The 18,781-nt window shown below is 68.1% G+C and carries 15 protein-coding genes; 9 read left to right on the top strand and 6 right to left on the bottom strand.

Annotated features, from left to right (window positions below; genetic code table 11):
- Nucleotides 1-140: 140 nt before the first annotated feature.
- A complete protein-coding gene (locus AC5P56_RS01500) occupies nt 141-2,672 on the top strand; it encodes a methyl-accepting chemotaxis protein (RefSeq protein ID WP_049404757.1) in 2,532 nt (843 codons plus the stop codon).
- Nucleotides 2,673-2,750: 78 nt separating this feature from the next.
- On the opposite strand, the gene AC5P56_RS01495 is transcribed toward AC5P56_RS01500, so the two are convergent.
- Nucleotides 2,751-3,137, bottom strand: coding sequence for a DUF2628 domain-containing protein (locus AC5P56_RS01495; protein ID WP_014648516.1), 387 nt, complete (start codon nt 3,135-3,137; stop codon nt 2,751-2,753).
- Between the two features lie 217 nt (nt 3,138-3,354).
- Between AC5P56_RS01495 and AC5P56_RS01490 the strand changes: the two genes are divergently transcribed.
- Nucleotides 3,355-3,525: a hypothetical protein gene (locus AC5P56_RS01490; RefSeq protein ID WP_005419553.1), complete on the top strand. Its 171-nt coding sequence runs from the start codon at nt 3,355-3,357 to the stop codon at nt 3,523-3,525.
- 60 nt (nt 3,526-3,585) lie between these two features.
- Here the strand turns inward: AC5P56_RS01490 and AC5P56_RS01485 are convergent, their stop codons facing one another.
- Nucleotides 3,586-5,631 (bottom strand): TonB-dependent receptor domain-containing protein, encoded by a 2,046-nt coding sequence (locus AC5P56_RS01485; RefSeq protein WP_495231407.1) that lies wholly within the window; start codon nt 5,629-5,631, stop codon nt 3,586-3,588.
- Nucleotides 5,632-6,128: 497 nt separating this feature from the next.
- Here AC5P56_RS01485 and mdoH point away from each other — a divergent pair, with 497 nt between their 5' ends.
- The 5 genes from mdoH to hemC all read left to right on the top strand — a co-directional run bounded on the left by mdoH (nt 6,129) and on the right by hemC (nt 12,046).
- Nucleotides 6,129-8,054, top strand: coding sequence for a glucans biosynthesis glucosyltransferase MdoH (gene mdoH / locus AC5P56_RS01480; protein WP_041863849.1), 1,926 nt, complete (start codon nt 6,129-6,131; stop codon nt 8,052-8,054).
- 50 nt (nt 8,055-8,104) lie between these two features.
- Entirely contained in the window at nt 8,105-8,764 is a 660-nt protein-coding gene (locus AC5P56_RS01475; protein ID WP_227864671.1) for an alpha/beta hydrolase, read from the top strand.
- Between the two features lie 3 nt (nt 8,765-8,767).
- Complete coding sequence (locus AC5P56_RS01470; protein WP_014648512.1) at nt 8,768-9,811, top strand: sensor histidine kinase; 1,044 nt, start codon at nt 8,768-8,770, stop codon at nt 9,809-9,811.
- Nucleotides 9,812-9,821: 10 nt separating this feature from the next.
- A complete protein-coding gene (locus AC5P56_RS01465; protein WP_014648511.1) occupies nt 9,822-10,553 on the top strand; it encodes a LytR/AlgR family response regulator transcription factor in 732 nt (243 codons plus the stop codon).
- A gap of 581 nt (nt 10,554-11,134) precedes the next feature.
- The gene (gene hemC, locus AC5P56_RS01460) at nt 11,135-12,046 is read left to right on the top strand and encodes a hydroxymethylbilane synthase (protein WP_014648510.1); all 912 of its coding nucleotides are present in this window, start codon (nt 11,135-11,137) and stop codon (nt 12,044-12,046) included.
- 117 nt (nt 12,047-12,163) lie between these two features.
- On the opposite strand, the gene AC5P56_RS01455 is transcribed toward hemC, so the two are convergent.
- Together AC5P56_RS01455 and AC5P56_RS01450 are read right to left on the bottom strand one after the other, a co-directional pair.
- The gene (locus AC5P56_RS01455; protein ID WP_032961276.1) at nt 12,164-12,940 is read right to left on the bottom strand and encodes a DUF481 domain-containing protein; all 777 of its coding nucleotides are present in this window, start codon (nt 12,938-12,940) and stop codon (nt 12,164-12,166) included.
- 106 nt (nt 12,941-13,046) lie between these two features.
- Nucleotides 13,047-13,649, bottom strand: coding sequence for a LolA-like protein (locus AC5P56_RS01450; protein WP_111206398.1), 603 nt, complete (start codon nt 13,647-13,649; stop codon nt 13,047-13,049).
- A gap of 81 nt (nt 13,650-13,730) precedes the next feature.
- Here AC5P56_RS01450 and AC5P56_RS01445 point away from each other — a divergent pair, with 81 nt between their 5' ends.
- Together AC5P56_RS01445 and AC5P56_RS01440 are read left to right on the top strand one after the other, a co-directional pair.
- Entirely contained in the window at nt 13,731-14,702 is a 972-nt protein-coding gene (locus AC5P56_RS01445; RefSeq protein WP_014648507.1) for a helix-turn-helix transcriptional regulator, read from the top strand.
- Nucleotides 14,703-14,727: 25 nt separating this feature from the next.
- A complete protein-coding gene (locus tag AC5P56_RS01440) occupies nt 14,728-15,522 on the top strand; it encodes a MetQ/NlpA family ABC transporter substrate-binding protein (RefSeq protein ID WP_014648506.1) in 795 nt (264 codons plus the stop codon).
- 136 nt (nt 15,523-15,658) lie between these two features.
- Here AC5P56_RS01440 and glpK read toward each other — a convergent pair whose 3' ends face one another.
- Together glpK and glpD are read right to left on the bottom strand one after the other, a co-directional pair.
- Nucleotides 15,659-17,158: a glycerol kinase GlpK gene (glpK, locus tag AC5P56_RS01435; protein ID WP_046432650.1), complete on the bottom strand. Its 1,500-nt coding sequence runs from the start codon at nt 17,156-17,158 to the stop codon at nt 15,659-15,661.
- Nucleotides 17,159-17,263: 105 nt separating this feature from the next.
- Nucleotides 17,264-18,769 carry a glycerol-3-phosphate dehydrogenase gene (gene glpD, locus AC5P56_RS01430; protein ID WP_495231406.1) on the bottom strand — a complete coding sequence of 502 codons (1,506 nt, stop codon included), beginning with the start codon at nt 18,767-18,769 and terminating at the stop codon, nt 17,264-17,266.
- Nucleotides 18,770-18,781 lie beyond the last annotated feature (12 nt).

Raw genomic sequence — 18,781 nt, 5'->3', positions numbered from 1 at the left:
CCTCGTTGGCGGGCGGCCGCTAACCCGGTGCGCTTCCAGCGCCGGGCCCGCCCGGCGGCCGGTGGCCTGCGCGACGGATCGCGCGCCTGCGCGGTGCCTTCGTGGTGCCGGTCGTCCTGAACTGCCTTGCGGACCCTCCCATGCCTTCTTCCCGTTCCGCCGCTGCCCGCCGCCCGGGCAGCATCGCCCACAAGCTGATGCTGGGCACCGCTGCGATCGCGCTGCTGTGCTTCGGCCTGACCGCGTTCCTGATCTACCGACAGGCCAGCGCCAGCCTTATCAGCGCCTCGCGCCAGACCATGACCAGCGAGGCGACCGCTGAGGCGCGCCAGGTGGCGGCCGATCTGGGCACCGCCTTTGCCAGCAACGATGCCATGGTTGAAGGCGTGCTGGCCCAGCGCGCCCGTGGTGACGTGCCCGACCGCGCCAGCCTGGCGGCGGTGCTGGGCGAGCAGCTGCGCGCCCATCCCGAATGGCTGGGCAAGAGCACCATGTGGGAGCCCGATGCCTTCGACGGCAAGGATGCCGAGTTCGTCAACACCGAGGCGCACGATGCCACCGGCCGCTACATGAGCTACTGGGCCTGGCAGGAGGGCAAGCCGCAGCAGTCGGTGATGACCGATTACACCGAGACCGCCAGCGGTTCCGGTGACTGGTACATGGTGCCCAGCCGCGACAAGCTGCCGAAAGTGAGCGAACCGTATGCCTATGACATCGCCGGGCAGCAGGTGCTGATGAGTACGCTGAGCACGCCGATCATCGAGAACGACAGGTTCCTCGGTGTCTTCACCGTCGACTTCTCGCTGGCAGCGTTGCAGAAGCACCTGGCCACGCTGAAGCCGATGGGGGCCGGCCGCGTCGAACTGCTGTCGCCGAAGGGCGTGGTGCTGGCCTCGGCCAATGCCGCCGAAATCGGCAAGCCTCGCAACGACGCACTGACCCGCAGCATGCTGGCCGAGATCGCCGCCGACCGCCCCTTCGAGGCCTTCAGCCCCGATGCGGCCGGCAACGTGCGCGTGTATGTGCCGCTGCGCGTGGGCGATGCCCCGCAGCGCTTCGCGCTGGGCGTGGTGATGCCGCATGCGGTGATCGTGGCCGAAGCGCGCCAGCTGCTGTGGCTGACCCTGCTGGTCGGCGTGATCGCCGCGCTGACCCTCAGCGCCGGTGTCTACATACTGCTGCGCCGCCTGGCGATCCGCCCGCTGGCCGAAGCGGTGCGCGTGGCCGGTGACGTCGCCGCCGGCAAGCTGGACAGCACCCTGCCGGCGCGCAGCAACGACGAAGTGGGGCGCCTGCTGGACGCGATGCAGGGCATGCGCGGCCAGCTGCAGGCGGTGATGGCTGCGCAGGCCGAAATGGCGCGCCGCCACGATGCCGGTGAACTCAGCTACCGCATGGATGCCGCGGCGTTCCCGGGCGAGTACGGCCGCATGGTGGCCGACAGCAACCAGCTGGTGGCCTCCAGCAACGCGGTCACCCAGCGCCTGGTTGAAGTGATGCAGCGCTATGCCGTCGGCGACCTCAGCGTGGACATGGAAGCACTGCCGGGCGAGAAGGCGGTGTTCACCGCTGCGATGGCGACCACCAAGCGCAACCTGGCCGCGATCAACGAGCAGATCCAGCAGCTTGCCGCTGCGGCCGCCGCCGGTGACTTCGCCGTGCGCGGTGATGCACTGCGCTTCGACCACGATTTCCGCCGCATGGTGGAGACCCTCAACACCATGATGGAAGTCAGCGACCACAACCTGGCCGCACTGTCGACGCTGCTGCGCGCGATCGCCGGCGGTGACCTCAGTACCCGCATGCAGGGTGACTTCCATGGGGTGTTTGCGGTGATGCGCGACGATGCCAACAGCACCGTGCAGCACCTGACCCAGATCGTCGGCCAGATCCAGCAGTCGGCAGCCAGCATCCGCCTGGCCGCCGGTGAGATCGCTGCCGGCAACAGCGACCTGTCGCGCCGTACCGAACAGCAGGCTGCCAACCTGGAAGAAACCGCCGCGTCGATGGAAGAACTGACCTCCACCGTGCGCCAGAACGCCGACCACGCGCTGCAGGCCAACGCGCTGGCCGGTTCCGCGGCGGGCGTGGCCAGCGAAGGCGGCCAGGTGGTCAGCCAGGTGGTGCACACCATGGAGCAGATCGAGGCGTCTTCGCAGCGCATCGCCGAGATCATCTCGGTGATCGATGGCATTGCGTTCCAGACCAACATCCTGGCGTTGAACGCAGCAGTGGAAGCGGCGCGCGCCGGTGAGCAGGGCCGTGGCTTCGCCGTGGTTGCCAGTGAAGTGCGCGCGTTGGCGCAGCGTTCGGCGGGTGCTGCGAAGGAGATCAAGGAGCTGATCGACGCCTCGGTGGCCCAGGTCGGTGCCGGTGCGCAGCTGGTGCACGGCGCGGGGCGCACCATGCAGGACATCGTCGGTCAGGTCGGTCGGGTCAACGAGATCATGGCCGAGATCTCGGCCGCGTCGCGCGAACAATCGGCCGGCATCGAGCAGGTCAACCAGACTGTGGTGCAGATGGACGAAACCACCCAGCAGAACGCCGCGCTGGTGGAGGAAGCCAGTGCCGCCGCGCGCGCGATGGAGGAGCAGGCCGAGCAGCTGGCAGTGGCGGTGTCGCGCTTCCGCCTGCAGGCCGAGCCGGCGGCCGTGGCACGCCGCGCGGCCTGATCGCGCAAATGAAGACGCCCGGCGGGGGCCGGGCGTCGGTTGCGTCCTTGCCGCGCATCCCTGCGCCGGTCTGATGGCTTAGAACATTCCTTCAAACGGGTTCCAGCTGGCGCGACCTTCCACCTTCTCCAGGTAGTAGCTGTAGTTGGTGCTGGAGGCGACCAGCAGATTCATCGCGATGAACAGCATGCGCCCGACGACGTCGGGAAGGAACATGCTGACGATGGCCAGCGCGATGTTGATGCCGATGACCACCAGCGCCTTGCGCCACATGCCCAGGATCAACAGGTAGATCGCACCGAAGAACAACGCGAAGAAGTTCAGGTTGATCTTCAGGCGGTCACCGAACGACAGCGCCTTCCAGGCCTGCTTGAAACCGGGATTCTTGGGCGCGCCATGCTGGCGGAAGAAGTTGAAGCGGAACTGCCACTTCGGGCTGAACTGAGACAGGTCAGTGGTATTCATTTGGGGGAAACATCCCTGTGAGAAAACGTTTTCATGATAAGGCAAGTCCTATTCAGGATCCAAGGGCTGCCGTCAAAAATGTGACGCGTGCCGTGTTCCACGTGCTGCGGCCGGGTGCCGCACCGTCACCCGCCCGCCTTGTTTTTAGGATAGGGTGCGCAGTTCCGCTGCCGCCCCGGTTGGACCCGTGCGGCGGCGGGATGTCCATGGAGGTTGCATGACCACACCTGCTACACCGGAAAACGCACCGGGACCGGTGCTCCTGCCGACACCTGAAGTGGTGCAGGCACAACAACTGCTCGCACGCCAGCAACTGGCGGTGGCGATGGACCGTGCGCGCACGGCCGCCACGCGGGACGCGGCACCGGCCGCGCTGGAAAGCGAGTAACCCGCAATACCGTCGATCGCGCTGGCATGTCGCCAGCGCGATCACGGCGCGTGCCGCCGGTCAGAAGCGCGCGGTCATGCTGAGGAAGTAGCTGCGCCCGGCGACGAAGTAGTCGGTGGAGCCTTCCGCATACAGCTTCTTGTCGGCCAGGTTGCTGACGCCACCGCGCAGGGTCAGCACCTCGTTGACGTTCCATGCCACGGTCAGGTCATACAGGGTGTAGGCCTTGAGGAAGGTCGTGGCGGTGCCGGTCTGCTTGCCGGTGTACTGCGCCGACAGGCTGCCGGAGAACACCGTATCCGGCGTCCAGTCCAGCGACGAGTAGCCGGAGAATTCCGGCGTATCGATCAGGTTGCGGCCGGTGGTCAGGTTCCTGGCTTCCTTCATCCAGGTCGCCGAGGTGCGCCAGCGCCACTGCTCGCCGAAGCGGACGTTGAAGTTGCCTTCCATGCCGCTGGTGCGCGCGCGCTGCACGTTGCTCATGCGCGTCCACCAGATGCCGTTGAAGCGGCCCAGCGGTGCGTATTCGATCTTGTTCCGGAAGTCGGTGTGGAAGTAGGTCACGCCAACATCGATCAGGTCATTGTCGAAGCTGATGCCGATCTCGCGGTTGGTGCTGGTTTCCGGATCCAGGTCCGGGTTGCCGGCCATGTAGCACCCGCCGCGGGTATACCCCAGCGGGATCAGCGAGGTGCAGCCACGGCCGCCGGACTGGGTGGCAGCGGTGGCCGAATTCTCGGTCAGGCTGGGCGCACGGAACCCCTTGGAGACGCCACCGCGGATGGTCCACTGTTCGGCCGGATGCCAGACCAGGTACGCACGCGGGCTGACGTGGCCGCCGAACTTCTCATGGTGGTCCAGGCGCGCGCCCACGGTCAGGGCCAGGGTGCGGTGCAGCTTCAGTTCGTCTTCGACAAACAGCGCCCAGGTATCCACTTCCAGGCTGGAGCCGCTGACGGCGTTGCCGGCGTAGTCGATCGGCGCGCGGCCGATGGTATCGGTGTTGGTCAGTTCCTGGCGCTTCCACTGCCCACCCACGGCAAACTGGTGTTCAACGCCCAGAGTGAACGGCGTGGTCAGGCTGCCTTCGATGATCGTGTCGGTGGCCTCTGAGCGGCCGGTGGCGCCGATGTCGTTCTTGTATTCGGTCCAGTACGCGCTGAGCCTGGAGGTGCCGAAGCTCCACGTGCCATCGTGGTTGAGCGCCAGCGAGCTGCGCTTGAGCTCACTGGCTCCCCAGGCGCCTTCGTCCTGCTTTTCCAGCGACGCATCGATGAAGGCCTGCTGCACGCCATGGCCGGCTTCCAGCGACAGTTCCTGTGCGTCGCTCAGCTTCCACTGCAGCAGCGCATCGACAGTGCGGTCCTTCTCGCCGGCGTAGGCATTGCCGTAGACACCGTGGTTGGACTGGTCCGAATCACGGCGCATGCTGTTGGCACCGATGCGCAGGCCGAAGCGTTCGCCCAGCGGGCCGGAGAAGGTCGCGCCGATCTGCTGGGTATCGCCGCGCTTGCCATCACCGGGACGGGTGTAGCTGTGGGTGGCGCTGCCGTTCCATTCGTCGCCGATGCGCCGGGTGATGATGTTGATCACCCCGCCCATGGCGTCGGAGCCGTACAGCGAGGACATCGGCCCACGCACCACTTCGATGCGTTCGATCTGGTCGGGCGAGATCCAGTTCAGGTCCTGGCGGCCGAGGTCGGGGCGGTAGTTGGTCGCGGCCGAGCTGCCCATGCGCTTGCCGTCCACCAGCACCAGCGTGTAGTTGGACGGCATGCCGCGCAGCTTGATCTTGGACTGTTCGCCGACGGCGCTGAGGCCGCCGGTCACGCCCGGCACGCGGCTGAGCAGGGTGGCCAGGTCGGGAACCGGCTGGCGTTCGATGTCCTCACGGCTGATCACGCTGATGCTGGCCGGGGCATCCTTGATCCATTGCTGGCTGCCCGAGGCGGTGACCACCACGGTATCCAGATCCTTGGTGGAGGCATCGGCGCCGGCCTCTGCAGCGGCCAGGCCTGGCAGGGCCAGCAGGCAGGCGGAGGCCAGGGCAGGGGCCAGGCGGGTGCGCGGCAGGCGCGCGGAACGGGAACGGGACGATGGGGACATGGCGGCTTCCATGGGAGGTGGGGTGACCCGGTGGAAGCAGCAGGCGCAGGCAGACAGCAGGCAGCCACCCTTCCGTGGGTCGTCGGTGCGCGCGGTGTGGACCGGCGCAGCTGGGTGGGTCGCGGCCGTGCGGGAAGACGGTGACCTGCCTGGTTAATGAAATGATAACCGTTCGCGTTTGATACGATCCAGTACCCGGGGCGATGCAATGACATCTGGCCATCCCCCGACGTGATCGCCTGCTATTTGCTGAATGGGGATAAATCCCGGCGTAGGCCTTCGCACCCGGCTTACATTCAGCGCCCTAGACTGGGCCGCATTTTCGATTCCGCCCCGTTGGAGATCGTGTGGGTTCCGGTAGTGACAGACATCGACTGTGCGGCCTGAAGCCGACACAGTCTGGACAAGTGCGGGCGCCGGGAAAGCGCGCCGGGAACCTTGGTGCATGCAGCCCGGCCGGGATGGCCGGCCGTGCCGACGGCGCGGAGTAGGCGGCGATGGGGGTGCAGACCATCCATGCGGAAGCAGAAACGCCCCGGCTCGACGCCGGCTGGGCGCTGCTGCCCGCTGAATCGCCGTTGCAGATGCCCGAACAGACTCTGCGCGAAGGTGCACTGAAGGTCCGGCGGCATCGCACGTCGCCGCGCCTGATCGGCCTGCGCCGGCTGTACATCTTCGGTGGCACGCTCGGCATGACCGCCGTGGCCACGCGGATGATGTGGCGGGTGCTGTCGGCCAATGGCATCAGCGTGCTCGAAGCCTGCCTGCTGGTGCTGTTCGTTGGCCTGTTTGCCTGGATCGCGCTGTCTTTCGCCAGCGCCCTGGCCGGCTTCCTGACCGCCGTGTTCGACCGTGGCTATCGCCTCGGCATCGACCCGGACAAGCCGCTGCCGACCGTGCACAGCCGCACCGCGCTGCTGATGCCGACCTACAACGAAGACCCGCGCCGCCTGCTGGCGGGCCTGCAGGCGATCTACGAGTCGGTGGCGGCCACCGGCCAGCTCGGCCGATTCGATTTCTTCGTGCTCAGCGATACCCGTCGCGAGGACATCGCCGCTGCCGAGGAGCGGGTGTTCGGCGAGCTGCGCGAGCGGGTGCCGGACGGGCAGATCCGCCTGTTCTACCGCCGCCGTGGTGACAACAGCGGGCGCAAGGCCGGCAACATCGCCGACTGGGTCCGTCGCTTCGGCGGTGCCTACCCGCAGATGCTGATCCTCGACGCCGACAGCCTGATGACCGGCGACAGCATCGTGCGCCTGGTGGCCGGCATGGAGCACAACGCCGACGTCGGCCTGATCCAGACCCTGCCGTCGGTGATCGGCGGCCGCACCCTGTTCGCACGCATGCAGCAGTTCGGTGGCCGCGTGTACGGGCCGGTGATCGCCCGTGGCGTGGCCTGGTGGCATGGCGCCGAGAGCAACTACTGGGGCCACAACGCCATCATCCGTACCCGCGCCTTCGCCGACCACGCCGGCCTGCCGGCGCTGCCGGGGCGCAAGCCGTTCGGCGGCCACGTGCTCAGCCATGACTTCGTCGAAGCAGCGTTGATGCGTCGTGGCGGCTGGGCCGCGCACATGGTGCCCTACCTCGGTGGCAGCTATGAAGAGGGCCCGCCGACGCTGACCGATCTGCTGGTACGCGACCGCCGCTGGTGCCAGGGCAACCTGCAGCACGGCAAGGTCGTGGGCAGCCGCGGCCTGCACTGGATCAGCCGCACGCACATGCTGATCGGCATCGGCCACTATTTCACCGCACCGATGTGGGCAATGCTGATGCTGATCGGCATCGCCATCCCGCTGTTCCAGGAGGGCATCGACTTCAATGCCCTGCTGCACCTGTCGCCCAGCGTGTACTGGCGCGCACAGGACGAAGAGCAGGTGGTGCGCCTGTTCGCCGCCACGATGGCGGTACTGCTGCTGCCCAAGGTGCTCGGTTACCTGGCGATGCTGCTGGACCCGGTCGACCGCCGTGGCTGCGGCGGTGCGATCCGTGCCTTCGTGTCGATGCTGGTGGAAACCGTGCTGGCCGCGCTGATGGCGCCGGTGGTGATGTACGTGCAGTCGCGGGGCGTGGCCGAAGTGTTGTCCGGCCGCGATTCCGGCTGGGATGCGCAGCAGCGTGACGACGGCGGCATCTCGTGGCTGGCACTGATCCGCGGCTACGGTGGCCTGGGTGTGTTCGGCGCCTTCATGGGCGTGCTGGCCTGGGCCGTGTCGCCGTCGCTGGCGGCGTGGATGGCGCCGGTGGTGATCGGCATGGTGTTGGCCATTCCGGTGGTGGCGCTGACCTCCTCGCGTGGTCCGGGCGCCTTCCTGCATCGCCTGGGCCTGCTGGACATTCCCGAAGAGAACATCCCGCCACCGGTACTGGTCCGCGCCGCGCAGCTGCGGCGCGAAGCGGCCGAGCAACCGCCGCTGTACTGATTGCCCCACGCCAGCGGCATAATGCGGCTCGAACTTGAAGGAGCCGCATCATGCTGCAAACGGTGGAACAGGAAACCGGCGCCTCGCCGCGGTGGTCGGTGATCTGGCTCCACGGCCTCGGCGCCGATGGCCATGATTTCGCGCCGATCGTGCCGGAGCTGGTGCGGCCGCACTGGCCGGCGCTGCGCTTCGTGTTCCCGCACGCACCGGTGCGGCCGATCACGATCAACAACGGCGTGCCCATGCGCGGCTGGTACGACATCGTCGGCATGGACTTCCGGTCGCGTGCCGACATGGCCGGCGTGCAGGAATCGGTGGTGCAGCTGGACGCGCTGATCGCGCGCGAGATCGAGCGTGGCGTCGCGGCGGAGAAGATCTTCCTGGCCGGCTTCTCGCAGGGCGGGGCGATCATCCTGACCGCCGCGCTGGCGCGCACCGCGCCACTGGCCGGCCTGATCGCCCTGTCCACCTATCTGCCCGAGGCCGACAGTGCCCGTCGTGCTGAAGGTGCCGTGCAGGTGCCGGTGTTCATGGCCCATGGCAGTGGCGACCCGGTGATCCCGCAGGCCGTCGCCGCCCACAGCGCACAGGCGCTGCGTACGCTGGGCCTGGACGTGGCGTGGCACAGCTACCCGATGGCCCACCAGGTCTGTGCCGAGGAAATCCAGGCACTGGGTGACTGGCTGCAGGAACGGCTGGGCGCGGCCTGAGCCATGCCCCTGGCCAGCCCATCGCCGTGGATGCCGGAACTGTGCCGCCTGCCGCGGCTGGCGGCGATGCTGGGCCTGGCCGAGCTGGTGGTGGTGGTGCTGGCCCTGGCCCCGGATGGCAGCCGCCACTGGACCGTTGGCGAGCTGCTGTCGGCCAGCGGCTTCGCGCTGTGGCTGGCGCTGGCCGTGACCGCCAGCCTGTGCCTGCTGCGGCAGGCGCTGTCCAGGCTGCCGCAGGTGATGGGGGCGGTCGCTGCCATCGCACTGGCGGCCCTGATCGCGGTGGTCTGCGCCGGCATCGTGCACGCGCTGTACGCGGTGCTGGGTGACAGTTTCGCCAACGGCATCAGCTTCTGGCGCTTCACCCTCGGCAGCGCCGCCACCACCGCGCTGATCAGCGCGCTGGCGCTGCGCTACTTCTATGTCAGCGACCGCTGGGCGGCCCAGGTGCAGGCCAATGCGCGCGCGCAGGCCGATGCGCTGCAGGCGCGCATCCGCCCGCATTTCCTGTTCAACAGCATGAACCTCATCGCCAGCCTGCTGCATCGGGACCCGGCGGTGGCCGAGCGTGCCGTGCTCGACCTGTCCGATCTGTTCCGTGCTGCGCTCGGTGCAGGCGAGGGCGATTCCACCCTGCGCGACGAATGCGAACTGGCCGAGCGCTACCTGTCGATCGAATCGCTGCGCCTGGGCGAACGCCTGCAGGTGCGCTGGCAGCGTGACGAGCCGCTGCCGTGGGACCTGCCACTGCCAAGGCTGGTACTGCAGCCGCTGGTGGAAAACGCCGTGCTGCATGGCATTTCGCGCCTGCCCGAGGGCGGCACCATCGAGCTGCAGCTGCTGCGCGAGGGCAACGATCTGCAGATCCGCGTGCGCAATCCCGCGCCTGATCCGCAGGCGCCCGGGCTGGCCCTGGCGCGGGGGGCTGGCCATGCCCAGCACAGCATCGGCCATCGGCTGGCCTGGCGCTTTGGCAGTGCCGCGCGGATGACGGCTGGCTGGAGCGAGGGCTACTATGCCTGCCAGGTGACAGTGCCGATCCAGTGAGGGGACGATCGTGAGGGTAGTCATCGCCGATGACGAACCACTGGCGCGTGAGCGCCTGCGCAGCCTGTTGGCCGCACAGGACGGCGTGGACGTGGTGGCCGAGGCCGGCAACGGCGAGCAGGCCCTGCACGCGTGCGCGGAGCTGCAGCCGGACCTGGTCCTGCTGGACATCGCAATGCCTGGGCTGGACGGCCTGGAAGCAGCCCGCCACCTGGCCAGCTTCGAACCGCGGCCGGCGGTGGTGTTCTGCACTGCCTACGATGCGCATGCGCTGTCGGCCTTCGAAGCGGCAGCCATCGATTACCTGATGAAGCCGGTGCGCGCCGAACGCCTGGCAGCGGCGATTGCACGGGCACGCACGTTCCTGGCCGGTCGCGATGGCCAGCCGCAGGCGCACAGCGGGCAGCAGGCACGCAGCGTACTGTGCGCACGCCTGCGCGGCAGCCTGCGGCTGATTCCGCTGGACGACATCCACTACCTGCAGGCCGAAGAGAAGTACGTGGTGGTGCACCACGCGCGCGGCGAGGACCTGATCGAGGAATCGCTGAAGTCGCTGGAGGAAGAGTTCGCCAGCCGTTTCATCCGTATCCATCGCAACTGCCTGGTGGCGCGGCACGAGCTGGTGGAGCTGCGCCGCGGCTCCGGCGGGCAGGTGCAGGCGGTGCTGCGGCATGGCAGGCAGCCGCTGGAAGTCAGCCGCCGCTGTGTGGCGACGCTGAAGCAGGAACTGCGGCATCTGTGAGTGGTCCCGCGCGGCCTGCGGCCGCGACTGCTTACAGATCAACATCAACATCAAGATCAACAGCAGGTTGGCCGGCTCGTTGTTCTTACGTGCTGGGTCGGGCCGGGGTGGGGTGGCGGGACACGCCGTAGACCCATCCCTGGGGGCTCGATGGCGCCATCCATGGCGCCAACGGTCCCGCCACCCCACCCCGGCTCAACCCTCTCGTTTTTCCCGCGTCGGACGGCAAAGGCATTGTTGTTATCGGGTGGGGGAAGAGGGGTCAGATCCCTTTTCCTGCGGAAAAGGGATCTGACCCCGGAAGCCGTGACCCCGGAAGCCGTCGGCTGTTGCCTTTGCTTCTGCACTCTTTTTTTTGATCTTCCGTGGCTGGCGCACACGGAAACTGTCAGGGGCCGGGGCGGTGGGGTCATGCGGGGTGTCCGCGGCATGGATGCCGCGGCCAAGCCCCCAGGGATGGGTTCACGGCGTCCCCGCATGACCCCACCGCCCCGGCCAAGCACGGCTTCTGCTTTGATAGCACCAGCCACGAGGGGCTCCGCCGTTGGCCGTATCCGCGCCGAAGGCGCGATAATGACCGGATGGAAACCGTCCGCATCGCCACCCGCAAGAGCCCGCTCGCCCTCTGGCAAAGCGAACACGTCGCCAACCGCCTGCGCCAGGCCCATCCCGGGCTGCATGTGGAACTGGTGCCGATGAGCACCCGCGGTGACGAGGTGCTCGACCGCTCGCTGGCCGCCATCGGTGGCAAGGGCCTGTTCCTGAAGGAGCTGGAGCTGGCCATGCTGCGCGGTGAGGCCGACTGCGCCGTGCACTCGCTGAAGGATGTGCCGATGGAACTGGACGAACCCTTCGCGCTGCCGGCGATGCTGACCCGCCACGATCCAGCCGATGGTTTCGTCTCCAACCTGTACGCCTCGCTGGACGCGCTGCCGATCGGTGCGCGGGTCGGCACCTCATCGCTGCGCCGCCAGGCCCAGCTGCGCGCGCTGCGCCCGGATCTGGAATTGCTGGACCTGCGCGGCAACGTCAACACCCGCCTGGCCAAGCTCGACAATGGTGGCTACGACGCCATCGTGCTGGCCGTGGCCGGCCTGGAGCGCCTGGGCCTGGGCGGGCGCATCGTCGCGCGCCTGCAGCCGCCGCAGTGGCTGCCGGCACCGGCGCAGGGCGCGGTGGCGGTGGAGTGCGACGGTGGCAATACGCGCCTGATGGCGCTGTTCGCCACGCTTGATGACGCCGCTACGCGCGCCTGCGTGGAAGCCGAGCGGGCGATGAACCGCGCGTTGCATGGCAGCTGCCACGTGCCGGTGGCGGCCATCGCGCAGTGGCAGGGCGACGACCTGCACCTGCAGGGCCTGGTCGGCAGTGCCAGCGATGGTCGTGCGGTGCGCGCCGAGGCGGTGGGCCCGGCCCGGGATCCGGAGGCGCTGGGCCAGCGCGTGGCGAAGATGCTGCTGGAAGCCGGTGCCGGCGAACTGCTGAACGTCTGAGCTACCGCCGGTAGTGCCGGCCGCTGGCCGGCAACCGCGTGCCACCACTTGAACGCAGTTGCCGGCCAGCGGCCGGCACTACCGGAAGAAGAACGGGCGCCCTGGCACCCGTTCTGCTTACTTGAACTTGTAGACCACGTTCATCGTGGTCAGCGTATCGGTCTTGCGCTTGTCCTCGGCCACGTCACTGTTGTAGCGCGCCTGCCAGCCGGCCTTCAGTGCCAGGTGCTCGTTCATGCTCACCGAGACACCGAAGTCGTTCTGGCCGAAGGTGTTGTACGAACCGGATTCGACCAGCAGCGTGTTGACCAGGTCGGTGTTGTCAGTCAGCGAATACTTCATGTCGAACAGGCCACGGCCGATCAGGCCGGTGCGGGTGCGGTCGTCCTCGGTGCTGTGGGTGCGGCGCACACCGGGGCCGATCTGCGCGTCGAACGAGAAGCGCTCGGTGTTCCACAGGCGGGTGCCGTAACCCAGACCGAACGAGCTCTGGCGGTCGTAGGTGGCGAAGTCGTCGCGTTCCGTACGCACCGTCGCGGTCAGCTGGCGGTGTTCGCCCAGCTGCAGCGCGCTGCCGGCACTGCCGGTGTAGCGGTTGGCGGTGGTGTTGTTGCGGCGGGTGGTGGTGCCGTCGTCGTTGGTTTCGGTCACCTTGGAGCTGGAGCGCAGGCCGAACAGATCCATGCTGTGCACCCAGTCACCGTCGGTGTAGCGCAGGCGCAGACGGCCGTTGAAGCTCTCGGTGCTGCTGTTGCCGCGTGCCGAGGCAAAGCCGAGCTCGCCGCCGCTGCCGCTCCACGGCGAGGACATCGCCGCCAGCTCGGAGGCATCCTGCGCGTATGCGAGTGGCGCACACAGCAGCAGGGGGATCAGCAGGGACACGCGCAGGGACATCGAGGCTTCTCCGGAACGGTTGACAGCCGGTGATGATACTGGAAGCGTGATGGCGGTCCGAATCGATCCAATGCGCGCTTCAGCGAACGTTGGCGCGGTCGCCTATTCAGGGCAGATCGACGCGCACCTCAGGGTCGTTGAAGCGCGAATAGCGCAGGCGCAGCTGGAAGCTGCGGCCATTGCTGCTGCCGCTGCGTACGATCTGGCGTGGCAGGCCCTGGGCATCCACCCAGTACTCCAGGCGTTCCCCGGGCTGGGTGCCGCGCAGCCGGTAGTGCCGGGTCTGCACCCCGTCCAGCGACTGGCTGCCGAGATCTTCGGCCTTCAGATCGGCGGGCAGGGCATCGGCGGGCAGCGGGTTGCGCCACTGCTCGAGCAGGCCGGGCGGGGTCGGCACCTGGCGGATCGCGCCGTCGGCCTGCAGGAACATGGTGTCGCCGATGATGGTCTGCGGCCCCGCCGGCGTCTCCACCCGGAAACGATCGGGCGCGACGAAGTCCATGCCGCTGCGTACCGGCTGCGGCGCGCCCAGCACCTCCAGTTCGGCGTGGAAGCTGCGCAGGGCCGCGAAACGCTGGCTGGCGCCCAGCACCGCCTGCGTCGGATCGGCGACGGGTACCGGGGGCTCGGCGCCGGCCGGCGCCGGCGCGCGATCACAGGCGGCCAGCAGCAGGCAGGCCAGCAGGGACAGGGCAGGCAACCGGCGCATCGGGCATTCCATGGGGGTGGGGCCGACCACGATAGCCCAAACGTCCCACACAAGACCCGCGACTCGGACATAATCGGGGGTATGGACCGATACGAACGCATCACCGCCCTGCATCGTCTGCTCAAGTCCGCGCGCTATCCGGTGACGGTGGCGACCCTGCAGGACAAGCTCGGTTGTTCCCGCGCCACCGTCTACCGCGACCTGGCCTTCCTGCGCGATGCGCTGATGGCACCGATCGAGGGCGACGGCGAGGCGGGCTTCCGCTACCAGGCTGACGAGAGCGACCGTTTCGAGCTGCCCGGCCTGTGGCTCAGCTCGGAGGAGCTGCATGCCCTGCTGGCCTCGCAGCACCTGCTGGCGCGGACCGGCGGTGGTGTGCTGTCGTCGGTGCTGGCACCGCTGCAGCAACGCATCGAGAGCCTGCTGGCGGCCCAGGCCGGCGTGTCCAGCTGGCCGGTCGACCGCGTGCGGGTGATTCCGCACCGTGGCCGCAAGTTTGACGAAGGCAGCTTCCGCAGCGTCGCATCGGCCGTGCTGGAGCGCCGCCAGCTGGCGTTCGAGTACCGTGCCCGTTCCACCGACGAGCCGACCAAGCGCACCGTCTCGCCGCAGCGCCTGACCCACTATCGCGACAACTGGTACCTGGATGCCTGGGACCATGACCGCGACGCCCTGCGCAGTTTCGCGGTCGACCGCATCCACAAGGCGCGGGTGGTCGACAGCACCGCGCGCGACGTCGCCGACAGCGAGCTGGACGAGCAGCTCGGCGCCAGCTACGGCATCTTCTCTGGCGCGCCGAAGGGCTGGGCGACCATCCTGTTCAGCGCCAAGGCCGCGCGCTGGGTGGCCGACGAGCACTGGCATTCCAAGCAGCAGGGCCGCTTCCTGGCCGACGGCCGCTATGAGCTGAAGGTGCCGTACAGCGTCTCGCGCGAGCTGCTGATGGATGTGCTGCATTACGGCTCGGATGCCGAGATCGTCGAGCCCATGATGCTGCGCGAGCAGGCCAAGGCGTTGCTTGAGCTGGCCCTGAGCAACTACGAAAACTCCTGACACTCCCCCGAGAATTCAATCCCCCATGAAAAAGACCCTGTTGCTGCCCCTGCTCGCCGCTGCGCTGGCCCTGACCGCCTGCGGCAAGTCCGGCGAGCCCTCGCAGAAGCTGGTGGTGGCCGCCACGGCCGTGCCGCATGCCGAGATCCTCGAGGTGGTCAAGCCGATCCTCAAGCAGGAAGGCGTGGACCTGGACGTGCGGGTGTTCAATGACTACGTGCAGCCCAACGACCAGCTGGTGCAGAAGCAGGTGGATGCGAACTACTTCCAGACCGAGCCCTACCTGGATGCCTACAACCGCGACCGCAAGACCGACCTGGTGAAGGTGATCGGCGTGCACATCGAGCCGTTCGGTGCGTACTCGCGCAAGGTCAAGTCGCTGGCCGAGCTGCGCGAAGGCGCCGACGTGGTGATCCCGAACGATCCGAGCAACAACAGCCGCGCGCTGATCCTGCTGCACAAGGCCGGCGTGATCGAGCTGAAGGACCCGACCAACGCACTGGCGACCCAGCGCGACATCATCGCCAATCCGAAGAACCTGAAGTTCCGCGAGCTGGACTCGGCGATGCTGCCGCGCGTGCTGGACCAGGTCGACCTGGCCCTGATCAATACCAACTACGCGCTGGACGCAGGCCTCAACCCGACCCAGGATGCGCTGGCGATCGAGAGCAAGGACTCGCCGTACGTGAATTTCCTGGTCGCGCGCCCGGACAACAAGGACGACGCCCGCGTGCAGAAGCTGGCCAAGGCCCTGACCAGCCCGCAGGTGAAGGCGTTCATCGAGACCAAGTACAAGGGCGCGGTGCTGCCGGCGTTCTGACGCCAGCGCCCATTCGCCTGTAGAGCCGAGCCTATGCTCGGCTCTGCTTTTTGCGGTATCCCGCCAGCAGCAGCCGAGCATGGCTCGGCTCTACAGTGTCACTCCACGTGCCGCAGCAGGGCAGGGCATTGCCGTTTCAATCGACGTGGAAGGCGAGGGTCGCGGCCACCGCCTGCTGCCATCCCGCATACAGTTTCTCGCGCCGGGCCACCTCCATCCGTGGCTCGAAGCGCCGGTCCAGGCCCCATTGCGCGGCGATCTGTTCGCGGCTGTTCCAGAACCCCACTGCCAGGCCGGCCAGATAGGCCGCACCCAGCGCGGTGGTCTCGGTCAGTCGCGGCCGCAGCAGCGGCACACCGAGAATGTCGGCCTGGAAACCGGCCAGGAAGTCGTTGCCGATCGCACCGCCATCAGCGCGCAGCTCGGTCAGCGCGATACCCGCATCGGACTGCATCGCATCGAGTACATCGCGGGTCTGGTAGGCCATCGCTTCCAGCGCGGCGCGCACGAAGTGCGCCTTGCGGGTGCCACGGGTCAGGCCGAACATCGCACCGCGCACATCACTGCGCCAATAGGGCGCGCCGAGGCCGACGAACGCCGGCACCAGGTAGGCGCCGCCACTGTCGGGCACCTGCGCAGCCAGCGCCTGGCTGTCGCTGGCGCGTTCGATCATGCGTAGTCCATCGCGCAGCCACTGCACCACCGAGCCGGCGATGAAGATCGAACCCTCCAGCGCGTACTCCACGCGCCCGTCCAGGCCCCAGGCAATGGTGGTCAGCAGGCCGTTGCGCGACCGCACCGCCTGCGCGCCGGTGTGCATCAACATGAAGCAACCGGTGCCATAGGTGTTCTTGACCATGCCCGGCTGGAAACAAGCCTGGCCGAACAGCGCCGCCTGCTGGTCACCGGCGATGCCGGCGATGGGGATCGGGTGGTCGAAGAAGAACTGCGGCCGGGTGTGTGCGTACACCGCGCTGGAGTCGCGCACCTGCGGCAGCATCGCGCGCGGAATGTCGAGCAGGGCCAGCAGGTCGTCATCCCAGTCCAGCGTGTGGATGTTGAACAGCAGCGTGCGTGCCGCATTGCTGTAGTCAGTCACATGTGCCTGGCCACCGCTGAGGTTCCACACCAGCCAGCTGTCGATGGTGCCGAACAGCAGCTCACCACGTTCGGCGCGCTGCTGCGCACCATCCACGTGGTCGAGGATCCAGCGCACCTTGGTCGCGGAGAAATAGGCGTCGATCAGCAGCCCGGTCCGCTCGCGGATCAGTGCTTCATGCCCGTCGGACTTCAGCCGCTCGCAGATGGCGTGGCTCTGCCGCGATTGCCAGACGATGGCGTTGTGGATCGGCTGGCCGGTGGCACGGTCCCAGACCACGGTGGTTTCGCGCTGGTTGGTGATGCCCAGCGCGGCGATATGGCGTGGGTCGATCTGCCCGCGGCTGAGCAGTTCGGTCAATGTGGCATAGACGCTGGTAAGGATCTCGCGCGGGTCATGCTCGACCCAGCCGGGCTGCGGGAAGATCTGCGCGAACTCGCGCTGCGCGCTGCCGACGATGTCGCCGGCGCGGTCGAACAGGATCGCGCGCGAGCTGGTGGTGCCCTGGTCGATGGCCAGCACGTAGCGGGGCGTCATGCAGCGTCTCCAATGGCGATGGGGAAATCCTAATGCATCGATCGCGTCGCGCGCGGCTGCCCTGGTAGCTGCCAACCTGGGTTGGCACACGTGGCATCACGGGGGTCAGAGCCCTTTCCGTGGGAAAGGGATCCGACCCTCCATCCACGCCTGCAGCCGTGCCACCTGCGCAGCATCCAGCCGCAACCCCAGCTTGCTCCGGCGCCACAGGATATCGTCGGTGTCACACGCCCACTCGCGTTCGCGCAGGAAGTCCACTTCGCGTGCATGCAGGCCACCGCCGAAGTCCTCGCCCAGATCGTGCAGGCCCTGTACACCCTGCAGCAGTTCCGCGCTGCGACTGCCATAGGCCCCGGCCCAGCGTCGCGCGATACCTGCGGGCAACCACGGTGCCAGCGCCAGCAGGCGCGAGCACGCCTGTGCGGCGTCGCCCCAGTCGCTGCCCGGCAGCGGGTCTCCGCGCGCCGTCCAGGCCGGTCCCATCTGTGGCAGGGCAGGGCGCAGCAGGTCCAGTGCCTCCTCGGCCAGCACCCGGTAGGTGGTCAGCTTGCCGCCCAGTACATGCAGCGCCGGTGCCGGGTCCACCTGCACCTGCAGGCGGTAGTCGCGGCTCAGCTGCGCTGCGCGCGGATCCGGGTCGGCCAGCAATGGACGGACACCGGCGAACGCCCAGACCACCTCGTCCGGGGCGATGGGGTCACGCAGGTAGCGATTGGCCGCTTCGCACAGGTAGATCACCTCGGAAGGCAGCACGCTGCAGCGCGCCGGGTCACCGCGATAGTCGATATCGGTGGTGCCCACCAGCAGGTGGTCGTGGGCGAAAGGCAGCAGGAACACCACCCGTCCGTCGGGCTGCTGCAGCAGGCAGGCGCTGTCATCGGGCCAGGGCCTGCGCAGCACGATGTGGCTGCCCTGCACCAGGCGCAGCGCAGGGGCGCCGCTGCGCGTCTGCATCCGTTCCAGCAGGCCCCCGGCCCACGGGCCCGCCGCATTGACCACGGCGCGGGCATTCACGGGGTGCCGCTGGCCATCGGCGGATTCCAGAACGGCCCGCCACCGGCCCTGCACGGGGTGCAGGTCGATGCAGCGGCTGCGCACCTGCACCTGTGCGCCCCGCTGCGCGGCATCCAGGGCGTTGAGCAGTACCAGCCGCGCGTCATCGACCTGCGCATCGGCGTAGCTGAAGGCCTGCCGCAGCGCCGGGGAGAGCCACTGGCCGAGCGGATCGTGCTGCAGTTCCAGTGCGCGTGACGCGGGGAAGGCGGGGCTGCGCCGGCCCAGATGGTCGTACAGCCACAGCCCCGCGCGCAGCATCCAGCGTGGGCGCAGGTGCGGTTCCCACGGCAGGACGAAGCGCAGCGGATGGACCAGATGGGGCGCCTGCCGGCGCACCACCTCGCGTTCGCCCAGCGCCTTGCGCACCAGCCCGAACTCGCCCTGCTCCAGGTAGCGCAGGCCGCCGTGGATCAGCTTGCTGCTGGCGCTGGAGGTGTGCGCGGCCAGGTCATGCTGTTCGCACAGCAGCACGCGCAGGCCGCGACCGCTGGCGTCACGGGCGATGCCGGCGCCATTGATGCCGCCACCGATCACCAGCAGGTCGACGTCGTCCATCGTGTCTCCGCG

This window comes from Stenotrophomonas sp. YJH_SMC_131 (genome assembly GCF_059367975.1).
The sequence above is the reverse complement of the archived record's forward strand: the minus strand, read 5'-3'. Positions and strand labels throughout refer to the sequence as shown.

Coding starts and splice junctions, on each gene's coding strand:
- glpK (WP_046432650.1), bottom strand. CDS start 17,158: ATGACGCCCCGCTACGTGCTGGCCATCGACCAGGGCACCACCAGCTCG.
- AC5P56_RS01445 (WP_014648507.1), top strand. CDS start 13,731: ATGGACCGATACGAACGCATCACCGCCCTGCATCGTCTGCTCAAGTCC.
- AC5P56_RS01475 (WP_227864671.1), top strand. CDS start 8,105: ATGCTGCAAACGGTGGAACAGGAAACCGGCGCCTCGCCGCGGTGGTCG.
- AC5P56_RS01495 (WP_014648516.1), bottom strand. CDS start 3,137: ATGAATACCACTGACCTGTCTCAGTTCAGCCCGAAGTGGCAGTTCCGC.
- AC5P56_RS01485 (WP_495231407.1), bottom strand. CDS start 5,631: ATGTCCCCATCGTCCCGTTCCCGTTCCGCGCGCCTGCCGCGCACCCGC.
- AC5P56_RS01490 (WP_005419553.1), top strand. CDS start 3,355: ATGACCACACCTGCTACACCGGAAAACGCACCGGGACCGGTGCTCCTG.
- AC5P56_RS01455 (WP_032961276.1), bottom strand. CDS start 12,940: ATGTCCCTGCGCGTGTCCCTGCTGATCCCCCTGCTGCTGTGTGCGCCA.
- hemC (WP_014648510.1), top strand. CDS start 11,135: ATGGAAACCGTCCGCATCGCCACCCGCAAGAGCCCGCTCGCCCTCTGG.
- AC5P56_RS01500 (WP_049404757.1), top strand. CDS start 141: ATGCCTTCTTCCCGTTCCGCCGCTGCCCGCCGCCCGGGCAGCATCGCC.
- AC5P56_RS01470 (WP_014648512.1), top strand. CDS start 8,768: ATGCCCCTGGCCAGCCCATCGCCGTGGATGCCGGAACTGTGCCGCCTG.
- mdoH (WP_041863849.1), top strand. CDS start 6,129: ATGGGGGTGCAGACCATCCATGCGGAAGCAGAAACGCCCCGGCTCGAC.
- glpD (WP_495231406.1), bottom strand. CDS start 18,769: ATGGACGACGTCGACCTGCTGGTGATCGGTGGCGGCATCAATGGCGCC.
- AC5P56_RS01450 (WP_111206398.1), bottom strand. CDS start 13,649: ATGCGCCGGTTGCCTGCCCTGTCCCTGCTGGCCTGCCTGCTGCTGGCC.
- AC5P56_RS01440 (WP_014648506.1), top strand. CDS start 14,728: ATGAAAAAGACCCTGTTGCTGCCCCTGCTCGCCGCTGCGCTGGCCCTG.